The sequence below is a fragment of the Marinomonas sp. IMCC 4694 genome, assembly GCF_008122525.1.
Classification (GTDB): Bacteria; Pseudomonadota; Gammaproteobacteria; order Pseudomonadales; family Marinomonadaceae; genus Marinomonas.
The window spans coordinates 3179831-3197290 of record NZ_VSRV01000001.1 but is presented as its reverse complement, the minus strand read 5'-3'; the positions used below and the strand labels follow the sequence as shown (position 1 = coordinate 3197290).

The window sequence follows — 17460 nt, the reverse complement described above, 5'->3', positions numbered from 1 at the left end:
GCTAAGGTAAACCGGTCATCAACAGTTTTATGCCATAAGAGGCGCTGACTAAGGTGACGAAGCCGACACCGTAGAGCAGTAAAAACCATTGCCACGCTTTGAGTTTAGCCGTTTTCTCTTTTAGGTTCTTGATCTGTGTTGATGTAAAAGACATTAGTAACCCTCCTGATAATCTTCCACTTTACCGGCAAATACGCGATAACCCCATAATGTATAAGCGAGAATTAAAGGCACAAAAATACAGACGCCGGGCAGTAAGAACAGCAAGCTGCTGTCGGGTGATGCAGCTTCCATAAAGGTAAGCTGTCGTGGGATTAAGTAAGGGAATAACCCTACAACGAGACCGGCAAATCCCAGTAAAAACAAGGTGGCTGCATACCAAAACGGACGGCTTTCATGATGGCTATCGTGCAGAGAATGGCCGTTCAGGTCTTTCCACGCCAATGCCGCGACGATTAACGTGACAATCGGTAAGGGCGATAACCACAAGAAATTGTAATCAGAGAACCAGCGATCACGGATTTCCACTTGGTTGATGACCGTCCATACGCTCACCACGACCATGGCAAATACGGTGAGCAACAATAGGCGTTTACCCAGTACCGCCGCGTGTTGTTGAATGCGGCCACGGCTTTTCATGAACAAGTAACAAGCGGCCAATAACGCGTAACCCGCCATAACGGCAAAGCCAGTTAACACCGAAAACGGCGTGAGCCAATGCAATGTCAAAATGCTGTCTGTACCAGCAGGAACCCCTTGTACGATAGAGCCAAGCAACATGCCTTGGCAAAACGCGGCGATAGACGAGCCCGCGCTAAAAGCAAAGTCCCAGTAAGGTCGAGATGTATCCGATTTAAAGCGATACTCAAACGCCACCCCACGAAAGATCAATGCAAATAGCATCAACATGATCGGCAAATAAAACATAGACGCGATGTCAGCGTAGGCGGCTGGGAAGGCCGCAAATAACACGACACCACCAAACACTAGCCAAGTTTCATTGCCATCCCACACGTGGGAAATAGAGCGCATTAAGTGATCACGCTCGCCCTCTTGGTTAAACCAAGGGTAAAGTATGCCGATGCCTAAATCGAAGCCATCCAGTAAGACATACATAAAGATGGCAAAGCCCAAAACAAGAAAGTAAAACAGCGCTAAATCCATTATTTCTCTCCTTGTGCTTTAGGTTGAGTGTCTTTGTTTTGGATCGATTTGACCCAAGCCAATGCGTATCCCGGTGCTTTCATGCCGATGAGCTGCTGCTCTAATGCTTGCATTGATGGCGGTCCCTTTTTGATCAATTTGCGCATAAAATACAAGTAAACCCCAAGCAATGATGTGTAAATAATCACGAACATTATCAAGGTAAATAACACCCGCTCGGCTGGCAGTGGCGAGACGATTTCAGACGTTCTTACCAAGTTGTAAACGATCCAAGGCTGACGACCAATTTCGACAACGTACCAGCCTGCCAATACCGCGATCACGCCTGTCGGGGTGAATAAAGTTACCACAGTGAGAAAGGCTTTGTTCTCGTACAAACGGCCATTGCGACGTAATAGCAGTGCAAGAAACGCGATGCCGATCATGCCAAAACCAATGCCAACCATGACACGGAAAGACCAGAAAACCAGCGGCACATTTGGACGATCTTCAGGCGGTACGGCTTTCAGACCTTGCACTTCTCCATCCCAAGAATGCGTTAAAATCAAGCTGCCTAGGTTAGGAATGCCCACTTCATAATCGTTAGATTCGGTTTCCATATTTGGCATAGCGAACAGAAGAAGGGGGACGTTCGCTTCTTTCTCTGGCCAAATACCTTCCATCGCAGCCAGTTTAGTTGGCTGATGCTCTTGAACGTTTAAACCATGCAAGTCGCCCACATAGGCTTGTAATGGTGTTAACACCAAGGCGAACCACATACACATGGATAAGCCTTTTTTGGCAAAAGGAATGTGCTGTTTTTTAAGAAGATAATAGGCACTGATGCCCGCGACAACGAACGTCGCCGTGATCAAAGACGCCATGACCATGTGCGTTAAGCGGTAAGGCATAGATGGGTTGAAGATGACTTCCATCCAGCTTTCCACTTCAAATTTGCCATCGACGATCTTATGCCCCGCCGGTGTTTGCATCCAAGAGTTGGCCACAATGATCCAAAACGAAGAAACCCAAGTACCTACCATCACGGTGAGTGTGGCGAAGTAGTGCAGTTTGCGGCCAACACGCTGCCAACCGAAGAGCATAACGCCAAGGAAGCCAGCCTCCATAAAGAATGCCGTGAGTACTTCGTACGCCATTAATGGCCCGAGTACGGCACCGGTCATCTCAGAGAACTTGGAAAAGTTGGTGCCAAACTCATAGGACAACACGATGCCAGACACCACGCCCATACCAAAAGTAATGGCAAAGGGTTTGATCCAGAACTTGGCGAGTTGTAGATAATACGGGTTGTGGGTTTTTAACCACATGCCTTCCCAGATGGCGATCAGCGTCGCCAAGCCAATGGTGATACTGGGGAAAATGATATGAAAGCTCACCGTAAAGGCGAACTGTATGCGGGATAATATGGCGACGTCGAGATCCATTTTGGTTTATACCTTCAAGCTAAGCGTAAAAATGAAAAAACATAAGGCGTGTGTTAAGGGTTATTTGTCTTTATCGATCGCAATTGTTGCAGTGCTAATGGCAACAGAGCCAGTCCTGCCATGCTAAAAAGTGCAATGATGTCGGTCAGTAAAAAGCCAGTATTCATGATGGTTGCCCCGTTAGTTTATATAATATTGATATAGATCAGCAATGATTAATATAAGCAATGCACAGGCCAACTATTAATAATTTTTATGTGACTGTTTTATAAAGGGAAATTTATTTCATTGCTTGAGGTGTAAAATAAGTTTACGATTTTTCACTGTCTAGGTGTAAACGAGGTTGACGATTTGACGCTTTCATTGATGTTTGAAGTCGCCATGCTGGTGTCCAGTGTGTGTGGTCTGTTGGTCGCGGTTTGGTTGCTGTGGCGTGCGCGTAAACAACGTGATCTTCAAGCACTGGCGGGATTTGCCATCATGATGGCCATTTGGTGTTTTGGGCACGTTGTTTTAGTGCAAGGGTATGAGCTTCTCGGTATTTATATCATTCTCGCCAATCCCTTGATGCCGACCTTTTTTTTGCATTTTGCGATCTTGTTCGTGAATTCGGGCCAGGTAAAACAGCGTGCATTGGATCGTTTGTCTCAAGCTATGCCTTGGTGTTATGTCATCAGTTTTGTGGTTGTGTTGCAAAGCTGGTGGCTCAATGCGGGCGATACGATCAGTACATTGGACATCCGATCTTTTTTTACCTTTACCGACGTGGGCCTGTGGAATCTGGCTTACACCGTTTTGATTGGCATTCTTGCTCATGGTGTTTTGTTGTTGGGCTGGTATCGTCATTCAGGCAATAAAAAACGGTCTATTTTAGCGATGTTTGGTGTGGGCGCGTGGGGGTTGTTGTTGGCCACCAGTTTTGTGTTTCCTTCCTTTGGTATCAGCTGGTTTCCTTATCCTATGTTGTTGCTGCCAAGCTATTTATTGCTGCTGGTATATGCGGTGGTGCGTTATCAGATTCTGTCGGTAAACGCCTTTGCTAATCGTGCGTTGCTTTGGTTTGCCATGATGCTGGTGATCTTATGTGTGATTGCCGTTATCAGTGTGGTATCTGGGCGGATTGGTTTGCAGGCCCTATCAAATGTGCCAAGCTGGCAATTATGGTTGTATTCGCTGCTTATTTTGGTCGTGGCGGCGCTGGTGTATCAGCCTTTGAGTCGTGTGGTGTCTCGTCTTATTTATCCCGGAGCCTTGTTGAATGAAGCGGTATTAGAAACGTGGTCAACAGAGCTCAAAGACGCGCAAGATTGGGATCAGCTCATTGCCGTTGGTGAACGGTTACTCTCAGCACAAATTAGGCACAGTGTGGCTATACAGTTACGAGAGAGTAAGCCACGGGAGTCGGAAACGAGTAACAATATCTTGTCGATTCAAGTATCACGCGCGTCGTCTGGCTGGCATTTTTCGTTGCTGGGCTGGAGCGATGCCAGCCCAGGTATGCGCCTAACGGCAGATGTGTTTGCGTCGTTATTTACCACCAGTTGTGGCTTATTAGAGCGCTCTCTGGCGCTGGCGGCAACCGAGCGAAAACGTCTCGATGAGAAGCATCTGGTTGAGCTAGGCAGTTTGTCGGCGGCCATGGCGCATGAACTGCGCAATCCATTAAATATCATTGCGATGGCGGCGTACGAGGCACCTGCTGAGACACGTCAGCACATTCAAACTCAGCTCAAACGCGCGGATCGTTTAGTGAGCGACATGTTGGTGTATTCCGGAGGCTTGTCATTGCAAATCGTCGCGACGCCATTAAGAGCGCTGGTCGCGAGCATTGTGGCGCAATCGCCATTAAACGGGGTGATCTGTGAGCTCAATATAGACGACCAAATAGAGCTTGAAGCCGATCCGCAGCGCCTTCAGCAGGTGTTTATTAATCTCATCGACAATGCCTTATCGTTTTTGCGCAGCACGCCCAACGGCAAACTCTGTATCGACGCCGATGTGCAGGCGCAACATGTGGTGATTCGAGTTCATAATAATGGCCCCGCGATAGACGAAAGTCTGCAAGGCGAGGTGTTGTTTCAGCCTTTTGTGACGAAGCGTGCAGGCGGTAGCGGCTTAGGCTTGGCGATCGTGCGTCGTATTGTTGATGCGCACGGCGGTCACATTCAGCACCGCGCCGATGCCATTTGGCCGGTCACATTTGAGTTAACGTTACCGCGTTATTCCACGCCTTCTCGCTTAGGAAAACCTTCTCATGACACAACATAAAATACTCTTAGTAGACGACGAACCGGCTTTTAGGGAGTTGGCAAGCCGCTGGCTAGCGAAGCAAGATTACCATGTTCAAACAGCGGGAAGCTTAGAGCAAGCACGCGAGTCAATGGCCAGTTTTGATGCGGATTTGGTGTTGCTGGATTTGTCGATGCCGCCGCATTTTGACCCACAAGTGACGTTGGATGCCTTGCCGGAGTTCGACGGTCGTCCGGTTATTATTATCACAGGTCATGCGGATCGCGATTTGGCATTGAAGGCCATTGAGCTGGGGGCGTGGGACTTTATTGCTAAGCCTATTGACCCTGATATGTTGGCCGTAGTCGTGCGTCGTGCGATCACTAAAACGACCCTTGAGCGCGAGTTGAACCAGCTTAAACACACGGCGTACCAACCCGACAGCGCGGCAGCGTACATGGGGCATTCGCCCAGTGCGCAAAAAGTTCGAGCCTTGGTGGAGCGCATTGCTCCCACCGACGTACGGGTTTTAGTCACGGGTCCATCAGGAACAGGCAAAGAGGTGATTTCACGGTCGTTGCACGATCTTAGCCAGCGAGCCAGCCAGCCTTTTATTTCCGTGCACTGTGGCGCTATCCCCGCTGAGTTGCTAGAAAGTGAGTTATTTGGCTATGTAAAAGGGGCGTTTACCGGAGCAGAAAAAGACAAAGTGGGTCTGCTCAGTTTGGCCGACGGCGGCACCTTATTTCTGGATGAAATTGGCGAAATGCCCTTAGCGATGCAAGTAAAACTATTGCGTGTATTGCAAGAAGGCACGTTTTTTCCTGTTGGTGGGCGGGAGCAGAAACACATCGACATTCGAGTCGTATCGGCGACCAATGCGGATTTACTAGAACATGTTCGGGAGGGTCGTTTCCGAGAAGATTTATATTATCGTATCAAGGGCGTTAATATTGAAACACAGGCGTTATCAGAGCGATTAGAAGATGTCTCCGTGTTGTTGCACGCTTTTTTATTGCGCTTGCAACAACAGCAAAATACATCATTGCAACTCAGCCCCGATGCCATGCAGTGGTTTCGACATCAAACCTGGCCTGGCAATGTACGAGAATTGAAAAACACCTTAGAAAGCGTGGCCTCTATTTGCCCTCAAGGCCTCATCAGCCTAGACGACATTCAGCTGTTGTACCCGAAAGGGCAAAGCACAGCCGTACCCGTCAACCTACCCATCAGCGACGCCACACTAGACGAACAAGTTCGAGATCTTGAAGTGCGCCTCATTACTCAGGCTTTGGAAAAGCACCAAGGAAACCGCACCCAAGCGGCTAAACAGCTTGGGATATCGCGACAAGGATTGATTAAAAAAATTGAACGGTATGGGGTGTGAGCATTGTGTTGGTTATTGCGGTACCGCTGCGTAGGCGACGACTTCACACAGCATTTCTTCGCGCGCTAAGCCAGCGACGACCATGGCGGCACGATTAGGGTAAGGGGCATGGAAGTATTGCGCATAAACCTTGTTGAAAACCGGCAACTGATCGCGGTCAGTGACGTAAATCAGCACTTGGGTTACATCATCCATGGTTAAGTTCGCCGCTTCTATGGTGTGTTTAAAGTTCTCCATGGTTTGGCGGGCTTGGGCTTCTATACCGCCTTCGACGACCTTGCCCTCTTTATCAATAGGAATTTGCGCAGTGGACAATTGCCCATTGGCAATGATGGCCCATTCAAGCGGCGCTTTAGAGGCGAATAGTTCGGTTTTTACGGCGTGTTTTGTCATAGTGAGACCTTGGTATTATTTATAGTATGGGAGTAAAAAAGAGCGATTTTATGCCGCTCTGGACAAAGAGAGGTATTACAAGCCTTGTTCGTCGGCCATTTGTCGTGCGATTTTGGGTGCCGTCCACAATGAGGGTAAAAGCACTAAGGACACAGGCACAGCAGTGACAACGATAAAAGACTGCAAAGCCGAAATGCCACCGGATCCGATAGAGATTAAAATGGCCGCCATGGCGCCCATGATAATGCCCCAAAAAATACGAATCGAGCTTTTAGGATGATCGGTCCCCGTCATTACCATGGACACGGCATAAGTCATTGAATCCCCTGTGGTGGCCACAAAAATGGTGGTCAATATCAAAAACAACAAGGAAATCACAAAGCCCATGGGCAATTGTTCGGTGATGGCCATGAGGGCCGCCGGTAAATTAAACCCGGTGAAAGGTTCCGAAATAACCCCTGGATTGTCGAGCTCAAACGACAATCCGCTACCGCCCACAATCGTGAACCAGAAGCAGGTAATAATAGGCGCCACCACAGAGATCAATAAAATCATTTGACGAATGGTACGACCGCGAGAAATACGCGCGACAAACATCGCCATCAAGGGACCATAACCTAAAAACCAGCCCCAGAAAAACACCGTCCACCAGTTCAACCAACCTGGATCGCCTCGGAAGGTCGCCATGGGGATGAAGTTATGTAAGTACAGACCAAAGCCCTGAATGTACCCATCAATGATAAAGCTCGTCGGGCCAAACAACAGAATAAATAGCATTAAGGCCACAGCTAAAATGACATTGGCTCGGCTCAAGAGTTGAATGCCCTTCGCCACGCCTGATACCGCTGATACCGTATACACGCCAATTAACAGCAATAAGATCACCAGCTGAGTTGTGTAGGTGTTAGGAATACCAAACAGTTTTTCTAACCCGAAGCTGACTTGTAAACCCAAAAAACCAATGGGGCCAACGGTACCAGCGACAACCGCGAGGACACAGCAAGCATCCACAATGGCACCAAATGCACCGGTCATCACTCGGTCGCCAAACACGGGGTACAGCAGGGTGCGAGGTTTTAAAGGTAGGCCTTTTTCGTAATGCAAATACATGTAAACAATGCCGGTTAAGCTGCCAAGAATGGCCCATGCTAAAAACCCCCAGTGCATAAAGCTTTGGGCGAGCGCGTTATACGCGGCGTCTATGGTGTTTGCTTCACCCCCAAATAAGGGTGGCGGTGACGTAAAGTGCGCCATGGGTTCAGCGGCCGCCCAAAAAACGCCGCCGCCAGCGAGTAGGGTACACATAATGATAGAGATCCACTGAAATGTGGAAATTTCTGGGGCTTTTAGTCCTCCTAAAACAACGGACCCTGTTCGACCGATGCATAAGAACAAACCAATTACAAAAGTAAGCAACAAAAGAATTTGCCAATAAGCACCAAAGTATTTGGTGGACATTAAAAAAGCGCTGTTTACCCAAGCCGACACCCTATCGATGTCGTATAAGGCAAGAATACAAAACAGCACAACAACCCCGCCGCTGATGAGGAATACGGGCATATCCACACCGGACAGCCAGCCTTTTTGGTTGAGTGTATTGGCTTCGCTCTGGGGCGAAGTCGGGTTTTTCTTGGTAGTCATGTGTGTCTCCTGATGGATCTTATCTTTATTGGAATCAGGGAGCGCCAGCCTTAAAGGCGGGCGCTGGAGTTGGGTAATGGTTGCAGTGCGTCGTCAAGAAAGTGAAGCCAATTTAGCCCCATTATCTTGGCGATATCGTCTTCCTTAAAGCCACGCTTAAGTAATCCATTGGTAATATTTGGAAAATCTCGGCTGTCACGGAACCAGCTTAATGGCGTTGGCCAGTCGGCGTTTGCTTTTGATCCTTCACCGTAGTCTATTTCTTTGGACCAGTTGCCATTACGCATCCATTCCAATACGGACGTTGGTTGTTCCTGACACAAGTCTGTGCCGATACCGATATGGTCGATGCCCATCAAGTCTGCGGTTCGCGCCACCATGTCGCAAAAATCGTCTAAGGGGCAATCGGGGCCATTTTTCAAGTGAAAAGGGTATAAACTGAAGCCCAGTAAACCACCAGATTCTCCTAATGCTTTGAGCACTTGGTCTGATTTATTGCGTTTAGCCTGGTGAAAACTCAATGGGTTTGCGTGCGAAATCACAATCGGGCGTTGTGATATTTCAATCGCATCTAGCGTGCTGCGTTCTCCACTGTGGCTCATGTCTATGACCATACCGACACGGTTCATTTCCTGTATTGCCTGTTTGCCGAAGCGTGTCACACCGCTGTCCTCGGCTTCATAGCAACCACACGCCAATAAACTTTGGTTGTTGTAAGTAAGCTGCATGATCATCATGTTGAGTTCGCGCATGACTTCAATCATGCCAATGTCGTCTTCGATTGGAGAGCAATTTTGCGCGCCAAACATAATGCCGACCTTGCCCAGTTGTTTGGCAAGACGAATATCTGCTGTGCTACGAATTGGCATGATCAGGTCGCCATTGGTCTCAAACAGGCGGTTCCACTGTGCAATGCGTTTTAAGGTTTCTTGCGTTTTTTCATGGTAAACAATGGTCGCGTGCACCATGGTGACACCCCCTTCATGCAACTGCTTGAAGATGGCGCGGTTCCAATTGGAATACTGAAGACCGTCGATAACGATTAAGTCTTTATGAAATGAGAGATTCATAACCTGCCCCCTTTTAAGCGCGCATATACGTCGTTTTTACCACGGTATAAAATTCTTTCGCGTAGGTCCCTTGCTCACGAGGCCCAAAGCTAGAGTCTTTTCGCCCTCCAAATGGCACGTGATAATCGGTTCCTGCGGTCGGTAAGTTGATCATGACACAGCCCGTTTTTGCTTGGCGTTTAAAGTCGGTCGCGTAGCGCAATGACGTGGTACAAATGCCGCCAGTTAAGCCAAAATTCGTATCATTTAGCGTATCTAATGCTTCTTGATAATCTTTTACTTTAATAATGCAGGCAATCGGCGCAAAGGCTTCTTCGCGGTTGATCGTCATTTGGTTGGTGGTGTTTGTGAACAAGGCCGGCTGCATAAAGTAACCATCGGTTTCTTCTGTTAAGACGTTGCCGCCGTAGGCTAATGTGCCACCTTCTTTTTTCGCCATTTCCAAATACTGTAAGTTCTGTTCCATTTGGCGAGCGTCGGCGACGGCACCAATGTGCACGCCTGCTTTTAAAGGGTGTCCAACGACGAGCTTTTTCATGCGTTCTATCATGGCCGCTACGAAGCGATCATGAATGCCCTCGGTCACAATCAAACGTGAGGACGCGGTGCACTTTTGCCCTGTTCCTCCAAAAGCCCCGCCTACAGCGCATTCCACTGCGTTCTCTAGGTCGGCATCATCCAACACCACTAAGGCGTTTTTACTGCCCATTTCCAGTTGGCATTTAACCAGATTAACCGCGGTGGCGGCGGCGACTTTCCGACCTGTTTCCAATGAGCCGGTAAAAGTGAGTGCATTGATGTAGCGTGAGTGGATCATCACATTACCGACGTCAGCACCTGGCCCCATCACGAGGTTAAACGTGCCTGCGGGCAAATTTTGGCGAGAAATAATTTCAGTCAGAGCCCAGGCGGAGGCCGGGACTTGGTTAGCGGGTTTCCACACGACCGCGTTTCCAAAGGCCAGCGCTGGGGCAATTTTCCAAGCGCCGGTTGCTGTAGGAAAGTTCCATGGGGTAATAATGCCGACAACACCTACGGGCTCTCTGCGGGTCTCGATTTCTACACCGGGGCGGACTGAATCGGCCGTTTCGCCCATTTGGCGTAATACTTCGGCGGCGTAGTAATGGAAAAATTGCCCAGAGCGGTAGGTTTCGCCTACGCCTTCGGCCAATGTTTTGCCTTCTTCACGGGCGAGCAATTCACCAAGCTCGTCCTTGCGTGCGATTAACTCATCGCCAATCGCCATAAGCACAGAATAGCGCTGCTCTAATCCACTTGTTTGCCATGTTAATTGGCCGACAGCAGCGGCCCTAATCGCTTCTTCTGTTTGTGTTTTGTCTGCTTGTGCGTAGTGACCAATGATGTCTTTACTGTCAGCAGGGCTGATATTAGCGATGTTATCTTTGTTGCCTTTTACCCATTCGCCTGCAATGTAATTAAGAAAAATTGTTTGAGACATAGTGACCTCCAATAATTAGGTTAGAGCCATAATAGAGGCTATGATGTAATAATAAAAATTAATAAATAATATGCTGTGATAAGGAATACTTATTATGTTACCAGAATTAAAAATTGCTCAATTGCGCCATTTTGTTTGGGTTGCAGAGTTAAAAGGGTTTCATGCAGCGGCTGAAAAAGCGCATCGGACTCAGCCTGCTATTTCATTATCGATCCGAGATCTTGAAAGCAAGTTGGGGGAAGTGCTGTTCGAAAAGCGCAACGCAAAAACCGCTAAAGCAGAGCTCACGCCATTCGGTCTGTACTTTTTACCCAAGGCAAAAGAGCTGATTGCGCATCATGATCGCATTGCTGAAGACATGACTCTGCTGGCAGATAATAAATCGGGGCATTTACGTCTGGCTTCGGTACCGTCCATTGCCAGTCGAGTATTGCCGATATTGTTACAAGAATTTGTTGCGGCGGCGCCCGATCTTCATATCAGTTTTTATGATGATAATTCGGCGGCGGTACTAAAAATGGTGGAAACGCAGAAGGTGGATTTTGGTATTGCACATTTGTTTCATGAAGAGGAGCACCCAGACAAAAAATTCATTCCCATTTGGCAGGATCAGATTGGTGTCGTGTGCCCAAAAGGCCATCCGTTAGCGCAACAAAAAACCTTGCATTGGACGGCGCTTAAGCCCCATCGGTTAATCAGTAACGGTACGTCAAGATTATTAGAAGACAGCGAAGCGAGCCCACTACTCGGTTTATCGCAATTTTACGTTTCTAACATGATCTCCTTGATTGCGATGTTAGAAGCAGGGTTTGGCGTAACGACCTTACCTTGGTATGCCTTTCCACAAGAAAGCACAAAATTGAGCTTTATTCCGTTGGTCGACCCTCATGTGGTAAGGCGCATTGGCATTGTCTTATTAAAAAACAAATCTCTGACACCGCCTTCTCAAGCATTATTGGATTTTATTTTGAAAAAGACGGAGTCTTCACAGGTCTAAAAAATCAAGTAATAATCGTGTTTTAGCCCTTCATAATAAGAATATCTTATCAATTGATAGACCCTTTTGATTTGATTGGTCCCCATCGATTAACACACTATGATGCCCTGTTTGTGGGCATCGATGTGTATATTATGAGAGCAAGTGGTCTCTTGTCGTGCTCGTGATGCGATAACAACAATAAATGATGAGTATGACCATCAGAGGAAAAAATGATGACAACGCCAGCTGCGATTCAAGCCGCTCTTCGCGGTAGTAATGCTTTGCCTTTACGGCCGGCTCATAAGGTAATGAACCTTGAGCGTCTTGGGGCAATGCATCAAAGTCGTTTGAGTTTTATGCGGATTTTAGTGCGCCGGGTCATGCGAGAGCGTTGGCAAATTCACATTGCGAGGCTGGATGTAGACATCAAAGGCTATGGGGTGGTCGTGTATGAAGTCAATGCACCGCACGGTTTGTTTAGTTTTGTGGTTTTTTCCAATTACTTAAACGCCGCAGACCGTAACGATCGCGTTATTGCTACTCAATGGGATTTAACCATGGCATTGGTTGAGGGCCGTGTTGATGACGCTTATCTTGAGCAACTACGCCAAAATGTCCCTAAGCAAGAAGCGGGGCGAGTGGATGCACGCGTGTTTGTTTTGTCTCGTGCCAACCGCAGTGCGCGTAATTTTGATTATGTGGTGGCGCAATTAGCGTCGGGTTTACAGCCGGATGTGAAGAAGATTGCAGACGTTGGGTACCTTTATCGAACCACCGCTGTGTATGGCAGTGGTAAGTTGGGCATGGCCGACTGGGAGAAGGTAAAAACACGCTGGCCTGATTTTGCCCGACCTTTTTCAGCTGAAATGTTTTCTTGTTTTATGCTGAGAAATTTCAGCCTCTTTCAAGCCGAGCATATCGCGAAGCATCAGTCACCGGACACCTTTGTACCGATGCAGCACGATATTAAGCGCTATTTTGGCATTGGTAATTCTACTGGCTTGGGCATGGCACCGTATCTGATTAATCACCCTTTGCTGATCAATCAATGGATTGCAATGAGAGAGCTTGGGCTGGCGCGCATTCGTGTGTTGGGAAATATTGATCAACGCACAGAGCAGCATTTTCAGGAGCTATTGATTCGTGCCCAGCAACATACACAAGAAACTCGCACAGAAGATGAGTGGCAAACGCAAAATAACAGACGAGTCGTTGAAGACCTTATTGCGATGCAGCACCAAACATCACAAGGTGTGGGTAGCTGGCACGGGTTATTAGAATGGTCCGACGCACATTGTTCGTTGCAAGGCCAAGAGCTGCTGGTGTCTATTTTGCTGGAGCTGTATGCCGAGTTGGTAGACGATTTAGAAGATTATTATAGCCAAGAAGAATTTTTAGATTTAGACCCTTTAATGCCAGTTGAGCAGCTCAAAAGCGTGATTGAGCAGCGTTACGACTGGGCGTTAAATATCGACTTTTCTGAATCCGGCGCGAAAGAAATTTTCTGGTATCGCTCTGAAGACAAGATGGAGCCAAGACTAGGCAACACTCAACACGAACAAGGTAAAGAAAAACAAATGGCGCTTGGCGTTGGCTACGCTGTGCGTAAATGTTACGACCAACTCTGCGAATACGCTGATACGTACCCGCAGCACACGACGGCTCGATTCATGGTGGCCAACCCCAAATTAAGAGGCATTGTACGCCGTATTCAAAGTATGAATCGCTGTGTGTATGGGGACATTCAGGCCAATTTATTGGAGCGTGATGTGCTGCCCATGCACTTGTTGAGAGCCAAACTCGCCTTTTTTGGCGTGAGTAAGTTTGATCCTCGGTCTAAGCTCTGGGTGCGAAATACCATGTTTCAGGGTGCGCCCTTGTTAGAAGACATCGGCCGAACATTCAACGACGACTGGTTTATGCCACTCGCACCAAAGCAGTAGGAGAGTAACAATGCATGTTTCTATGAATGAGTTAAAAGCCACGTTACGACGCTGTTTTGAAGCGATGGGCTATTTTGTTGGCAACTATGAAGATGCAGCCAACATGATAATTTGGCTTGAAAAACACGGCTTAGATGGCCTAAGAGAGTTAGAGCACGCTCTGCCCTTTATTGATGCAGACAGTGACAAGCCCTTGAGTACAGTGATGTACGAGGACAGCACATCGGCGATTATCAATAGTCACGGCCGTAGCGCTTTAAACTGTATTGCGGCGTCGGTCGATCTGGCTCACGCCAAGGCATTAGAGTCGGGTATCGCGACGGTGACGGTTCACAATTGCCATAACAGGAAGTTTATTCTAAAAGCCCTGACCGACTGTGGGCGCCGTGGCATTAGCGTGGTAGCGTATTGGAAAAATGGCGCTTCGAATGTGACAGAATACACCGCGGCCATTAAGGCGAGGGCGCGTTATCCAAGCTACAGTGAAGCCCTGACTAATTTGCAGGCCAGCGAAGAAGATCAACACTCGTTGACGATTATTTGTAGCTCGCGTGTGGACTTAACATCATCGTTGCAGAACTCCTACGGCAACCGAAAAGCGAGTCACATCAGCGCCCTACAAGTGGAAGAAAACAAAACCCAGAGTGTGGATTTTGGTCTTGATATCAGCGACGAACTTTGGTCGGCAATCAACCAGATCGGTGCGCGGATTTTAGTCGAAAACAGTATTAGTTCTCAACAGGGCGCTGGAGGGCGATAATTCAATCACAGTGCGCGCGTTGTCGAAACTGTGCAGTCTATTTCTCCGTCTTGTACTCTAACCTTGATGGCGTCGCCTTGCTTTAAATCATTCATAGATCGAATCACTTGTTTGTCTTTTGAGGCGATGGCGTAGCCGCGGGATAAGGTGTTGAGTGGGCTGACGAGGTTGAGTGTGTCGACGATGCGGGCAAAAGCGGTTTGTTTGTTTGCTAAGGCGTTGCTTAGCGCTCGGGCAAGGCGCTTGTCCGTGTCGAGCAGCTTTTGCCTGTCTTGATCGATACGGCGAATTGGGCTGTTTCGCTCCAGTCTATGGGCCAAATTGGCGGTTTGGGTTTGGTGTTCTGAGGCTTTTCTTTGCATGCTGTGTTGTAAGCGGCGTGTTAGTTGGTCTAGTTGCGCTTGCTGTTGTTCGATGCGGTCTTTCGGGTGACGGATACGCTTGGTGGAGAAATCGAGCTGTTGCTGGCTTTGCTCCAGAATGCGCGACATACGGCGAATCAGTTGTTGCTCTTGCTGGTTTATTTGTCGAATCAGCTGGTGGCGATCTGGGCTTAATAGTTCCGCCGCAGCGGTGGGTGTGGCGGCGCGGACATCAGCGACAAAGTCAGAAATGGTAAAGTCGGTTTCATGGCCGACGGCGGAGACAATCGGCGTGTTGGCAGCAAAAATAGCCCGTGCCAATGCCTCGTCGTTGAAGCTCCATAAGTCTTCCAGTGAACCACCACCACGACCGAGAATAATGGCATCAAAGTGTCCACTGCCATCGGCGCGTTGTAATTGTCTTAGAATATTCTTGGCGGCATCTTTGCCCTGCACCAGTGACGGTAAAATCGTCAGTTCAGTCAAAGGGAAACGACGGCGAAAAGCAATGATCATATCGCGCACAGCCGCACCAATGGGCGAGGTGATGATGGCGATACGTTCAGGCTGGGCGGGCAGGTTTTTTTTGTGTTTGGCGTCGAACAAACCTTCGGACTGGAGTGTGTTTTTGAGCCGCTCAAAGGCTTGTTGCAACGCACCTTCACCGGCAGATTCCATGCTTTCAACGCTGAGTTGGCAATCGCCTCTTGGGCCGTAAAAAGTGACCCGAGCACGCAAACGCACCATGTCACCTTCTTTGGGACGAAAACGTACCGCTGTGTTTTTGCTTTTAAACATAGCGCAGCGAATTTGAGCTTTGTCGTCTTTAAGGGAAAAATACCAATGACCTGAGCTTGGCTTAGCCAAGTTAGATATTTCGCCTTCAACCAAAATCCATGGCAAGCTGGCTTCAAGTAGTTGTTGTATTTGCCTGTTTAACTGCGAGACGGTGAAGGCGGTTTCTTGGGTTGGCGGCGCTGTAAAGTTTTTCATCAATCTCTCGTGGTTTTGATTTACCGAGTGCAACTAAAGGCGTAGAATTACTTGCCATCTTAACACCCTTGTTGGCATTGGAAACTCCCCATTATGTTACGAATCGTGCAAGAAGCTTTGACGTTTGACGACGTATTGCTTATCCCCGGCTATTCCGAAGTTCTTCCTAAGGATGTTAGCCTCAAAACGAACATTACCAAAGACATTGAATTAAATATCCCACTTACATCATCAGCGATGGATACCGTTACGGAATATCGCATGGCGATTGCGTTGGCTCAAGAAGGCGGCATAGGCATTGTGCACAAAAACTTGACCATTGAAGAGCAAGCGCATGAAGTGCGTCGTGTGAAAAAGTACGAAAGCGGCATTGTTCGTGATTTGGTGACGATTAACCCTGAAGCCACTATCCATCAATTGATGGCCTTGACAGCGGCGAACAGTATTTCCAGTGTGCCGGTTGTTCAGGGCACGGATCTTGTGGGTATTGTGACCAGTCGTGATGTTCGTTTTGTAAAGGACTTTGACAAAAAAGTCGCTGACATTATGACCCCAAAAGAACGTCTTGTGACGGCACTGGAAGGGGCATCTTCTGGTTCTATTCGCAAACTACTTCACGAAAATCGCATTGAAAAAGTGTTGATCGTAAATGATCAGTTTGAGCTGCGTGGCATGGTTACCGTGACAGATTTCAATAAAGCAACCACTTACCCAAATGCCTGCAAAGACGATCAAGGTCGTTTGCGTGTTGGCGCGGCCGTGGGTACCGGCGCCGATACGGGCGACCGAGTGAAAGCCTTATCTGATGCGGGTGTTGACATCATTGTTGTGGACACCGCTCACGGTCATTCAAAAGGCGTGATTGATCGCGTACGTTGGGTTAAAGAGCACTTCCCTCATATTCAAGTTATTGGCGGCAATATTGCGACAGCCGAAGCGGCCATTGCGCTTGCGGATGCGGGCGCAGATGGCGTGAAAGTGGGCATTGGCCCGGGCTCTATCTGTACGACTCGTATTGTAACGGGTGTGGGTGTTCCGCAAATCAGTGCCATAGCCAATGTGGCTGAAGTAATGAGTCCGCGTGGCATTCCTGTTATCGCCGATGGCGGTGTACGCTTTTCAGGTGATATCAGCAAAGCGATTGCGGCCGGTGCGAGCGTGATCATGGTGGGTGGCATTCTTGCCGGTACCGACGAGGCACCGGGCGAAGTAGTACTTTTCCAAGGTCGCTCGTTCAAAGCGTATCGCGGCATGGGGTCGTTAGGCGCTATGTCTCAATCTCAGGGTTCCAGTGATCGTTACTTTCAAGATTCAAGCAGCGTTGAAAAGTTGGTTCCAGAAGGGATTGAAGGTCGAGTGCCATCAAAAGGCCCGATGGCCGCTGTGGTGCATCAGTTGATGGGCGGTGTTCGCTCTTCAATGGGCTACACGGGCTCGCCAGATGTTGAGACAATGCGCACGCAAGCGCAGTTTTCTAAAATTACCGGTGCGGGTATTCGAGAAAGTCATGTTCATGATGTGACCATTACGAAAGAAGCGCCGAATTATCACGTTGGTTAATCGCGAGATAATCTGATACTGAGATGGGGCGTACAACACGCCCCATCTTTATTTATTGCTTTTACTATTTATTGATGACTTCTACCAACACGCTCG

General features: G+C 48.3%; 14 protein-coding genes. 6 read left to right on the top strand and 8 right to left on the bottom strand.

Features of this window, described 5'->3' with window-relative positions; genetic code table 11:
* Window position 1 precedes the first annotated feature (1 nt).
* The 3 genes from FXV75_RS16375 to FXV75_RS14620 are packed head-to-tail and all read right to left on the bottom strand — an operon-like array spanning window position 2 to window position 2588.
* On the bottom strand, window positions 2-154 hold the full coding sequence (locus FXV75_RS16375) for a hypothetical protein (RefSeq protein ID WP_187424901.1): 153 nt from the start codon (window positions 152-154) through the stop codon (window positions 2-4).
* On the bottom strand, window positions 154-1164 hold the full coding sequence (gene cydB, locus FXV75_RS14625; protein WP_148834563.1) for a cytochrome d ubiquinol oxidase subunit II: 1011 nt from the start codon (window positions 1162-1164) through the stop codon (window positions 154-156). Before cydB ends, FXV75_RS16375 begins: the two co-directional genes overlap by 1 nt.
* Window positions 1164-2588: a cytochrome ubiquinol oxidase subunit I gene (locus FXV75_RS14620; RefSeq protein WP_148834561.1), complete on the bottom strand. Its 1425-nt coding sequence runs from the start codon at window positions 2586-2588 to the stop codon at window positions 1164-1166. The genes cydB and FXV75_RS14620 overlap by 1 nt, the downstream gene beginning before the upstream one ends.
* A gap of 351 nt (window positions 2589-2939) precedes the next feature.
* Here FXV75_RS14620 and FXV75_RS14615 point away from each other — a divergent pair, with 351 nt between their 5' ends.
* Together FXV75_RS14615 and FXV75_RS14610 are read left to right on the top strand one after the other, a co-directional pair.
* Complete coding sequence (locus tag FXV75_RS14615) at window positions 2940-4856, top strand: sensor histidine kinase (protein ID WP_262368569.1); 1917 nt, start codon at window positions 2940-2942, stop codon at window positions 4854-4856.
* On the top strand, window positions 4843-6204 hold the full coding sequence (locus FXV75_RS14610) for a sigma-54-dependent transcriptional regulator (protein ID WP_148834559.1): 1362 nt from the start codon (window positions 4843-4845) through the stop codon (window positions 6202-6204). The genes FXV75_RS14615 and FXV75_RS14610 overlap by 14 nt, the downstream gene beginning before the upstream one ends.
* A 12-nt stretch (window positions 6205-6216) precedes the next feature.
* Here FXV75_RS14610 and FXV75_RS14605 read toward each other — a convergent pair whose 3' ends face one another.
* The 4 genes from FXV75_RS14605 to FXV75_RS14590 all read right to left on the bottom strand — a co-directional run bounded on the left by FXV75_RS14605 (window position 6217) and on the right by FXV75_RS14590 (window position 10767).
* The gene (locus FXV75_RS14605; RefSeq protein ID WP_148834557.1) at window positions 6217-6597 is read right to left on the bottom strand and encodes a RidA family protein; all 381 of its coding nucleotides are present in this window, start codon (window positions 6595-6597) and stop codon (window positions 6217-6219) included.
* A 75-nt stretch (window positions 6598-6672) separates the two neighbouring features.
* The gene (locus tag FXV75_RS14600; protein WP_148834555.1) at window positions 6673-8238 is read right to left on the bottom strand and encodes a BCCT family transporter; all 1566 of its coding nucleotides are present in this window, start codon (window positions 8236-8238) and stop codon (window positions 6673-6675) included.
* A gap of 50 nt (window positions 8239-8288) precedes the next feature.
* Entirely contained in the window at window positions 8289-9308 is a 1020-nt protein-coding gene (locus FXV75_RS14595; protein WP_148834553.1) for a dipeptidase, read from the bottom strand.
* 13 nt (window positions 9309-9321) lie between these two features.
* Window positions 9322-10767, bottom strand: coding sequence for an aldehyde dehydrogenase family protein (locus tag FXV75_RS14590; RefSeq protein ID WP_148834551.1), 1446 nt, complete (start codon window positions 10765-10767; stop codon window positions 9322-9324).
* 94 nt (window positions 10768-10861) lie between these two features.
* Here FXV75_RS14590 and FXV75_RS14585 point away from each other — a divergent pair, with 94 nt between their 5' ends.
* The 3 genes from FXV75_RS14585 to FXV75_RS14575 all read left to right on the top strand — a co-directional run bounded on the left by FXV75_RS14585 (window position 10862) and on the right by FXV75_RS14575 (window position 14449).
* On the top strand, window positions 10862-11764 hold the full coding sequence (locus FXV75_RS14585; RefSeq protein ID WP_148834549.1) for a LysR family transcriptional regulator: 903 nt from the start codon (window positions 10862-10864) through the stop codon (window positions 11762-11764).
* Window positions 11765-11979: 215 nt separating this feature from the next.
* A complete protein-coding gene (locus FXV75_RS14580; protein WP_148835452.1) occupies window positions 11980-13689 on the top strand; it encodes a hypothetical protein in 1710 nt (569 codons plus the stop codon).
* 10 nt (window positions 13690-13699) lie between these two features.
* Window positions 13700-14449, top strand: coding sequence for a DUF3726 domain-containing protein (locus FXV75_RS14575; RefSeq protein WP_148834547.1), 750 nt, complete (start codon window positions 13700-13702; stop codon window positions 14447-14449).
* A 5-nt stretch (window positions 14450-14454) separates the two neighbouring features.
* Here FXV75_RS14575 and xseA read toward each other — a convergent pair whose 3' ends face one another.
* Window positions 14455-15804 (bottom strand): exodeoxyribonuclease VII large subunit, encoded by a 1350-nt coding sequence (gene xseA, locus FXV75_RS14570; RefSeq protein WP_148834545.1) that lies wholly within the window; start codon window positions 15802-15804, stop codon window positions 14455-14457.
* Window positions 15805-15897: 93 nt separating this feature from the next.
* Between xseA and guaB the strand changes: the two genes are divergently transcribed.
* Entirely contained in the window at window positions 15898-17364 is a 1467-nt protein-coding gene (gene guaB / locus FXV75_RS14565) for an IMP dehydrogenase (RefSeq protein WP_148834543.1), read from the top strand.
* Window positions 17365-17460 lie beyond the last annotated feature (96 nt).

Bases quoted from the DNA above. Each gene is read 5' to 3' on its own strand.
- FXV75_RS16375 (WP_187424901.1), bottom strand. From the start codon at position 154: ATGTCTTTTACATCAACACAGATCAAGAACCTAAAAGAGAAAACGGCT.
- cydB (WP_148834563.1), bottom strand. From the start codon at position 1,164: ATGGATTTAGCGCTGTTTTACTTTCTTGTTTTGGGCTTTGCCATCTTT.
- FXV75_RS14620 (WP_148834561.1), bottom strand. From the start codon at position 2,588: ATGGATCTCGACGTCGCCATATTATCCCGCATACAGTTCGCCTTTACG.
- FXV75_RS14610 (WP_148834559.1), top strand. From the start codon at position 4,843: ATGACACAACATAAAATACTCTTAGTAGACGACGAACCGGCTTTTAGG.
- FXV75_RS14605 (WP_148834557.1), bottom strand. From the start codon at position 6,597: ATGACAAAACACGCCGTAAAAACCGAACTATTCGCCTCTAAAGCGCCG.
- FXV75_RS14600 (WP_148834555.1), bottom strand. From the start codon at position 8,238: ATGACTACCAAGAAAAACCCGACTTCGCCCCAGAGCGAAGCCAATACA.
- FXV75_RS14595 (WP_148834553.1), bottom strand. From the start codon at position 9,308: ATGAATCTCTCATTTCATAAAGACTTAATCGTTATCGACGGTCTTCAG.
- FXV75_RS14590 (WP_148834551.1), bottom strand. From the start codon at position 10,767: ATGTCTCAAACAATTTTTCTTAATTACATTGCAGGCGAATGGGTAAAA.
- FXV75_RS14585 (WP_148834549.1), top strand. From the start codon at position 10,862: ATGTTACCAGAATTAAAAATTGCTCAATTGCGCCATTTTGTTTGGGTT.
- FXV75_RS14580 (WP_148835452.1), top strand. From the start codon at position 11,980: ATGACAACGCCAGCTGCGATTCAAGCCGCTCTTCGCGGTAGTAATGCT.
- FXV75_RS14575 (WP_148834547.1), top strand. From the start codon at position 13,700: ATGCATGTTTCTATGAATGAGTTAAAAGCCACGTTACGACGCTGTTTT.
- xseA (WP_148834545.1), bottom strand. From the start codon at position 15,804: ATGAAAAACTTTACAGCGCCGCCAACCCAAGAAACCGCCTTCACCGTC.
- guaB (WP_148834543.1), top strand. From the start codon at position 15,898: ATGTTACGAATCGTGCAAGAAGCTTTGACGTTTGACGACGTATTGCTT.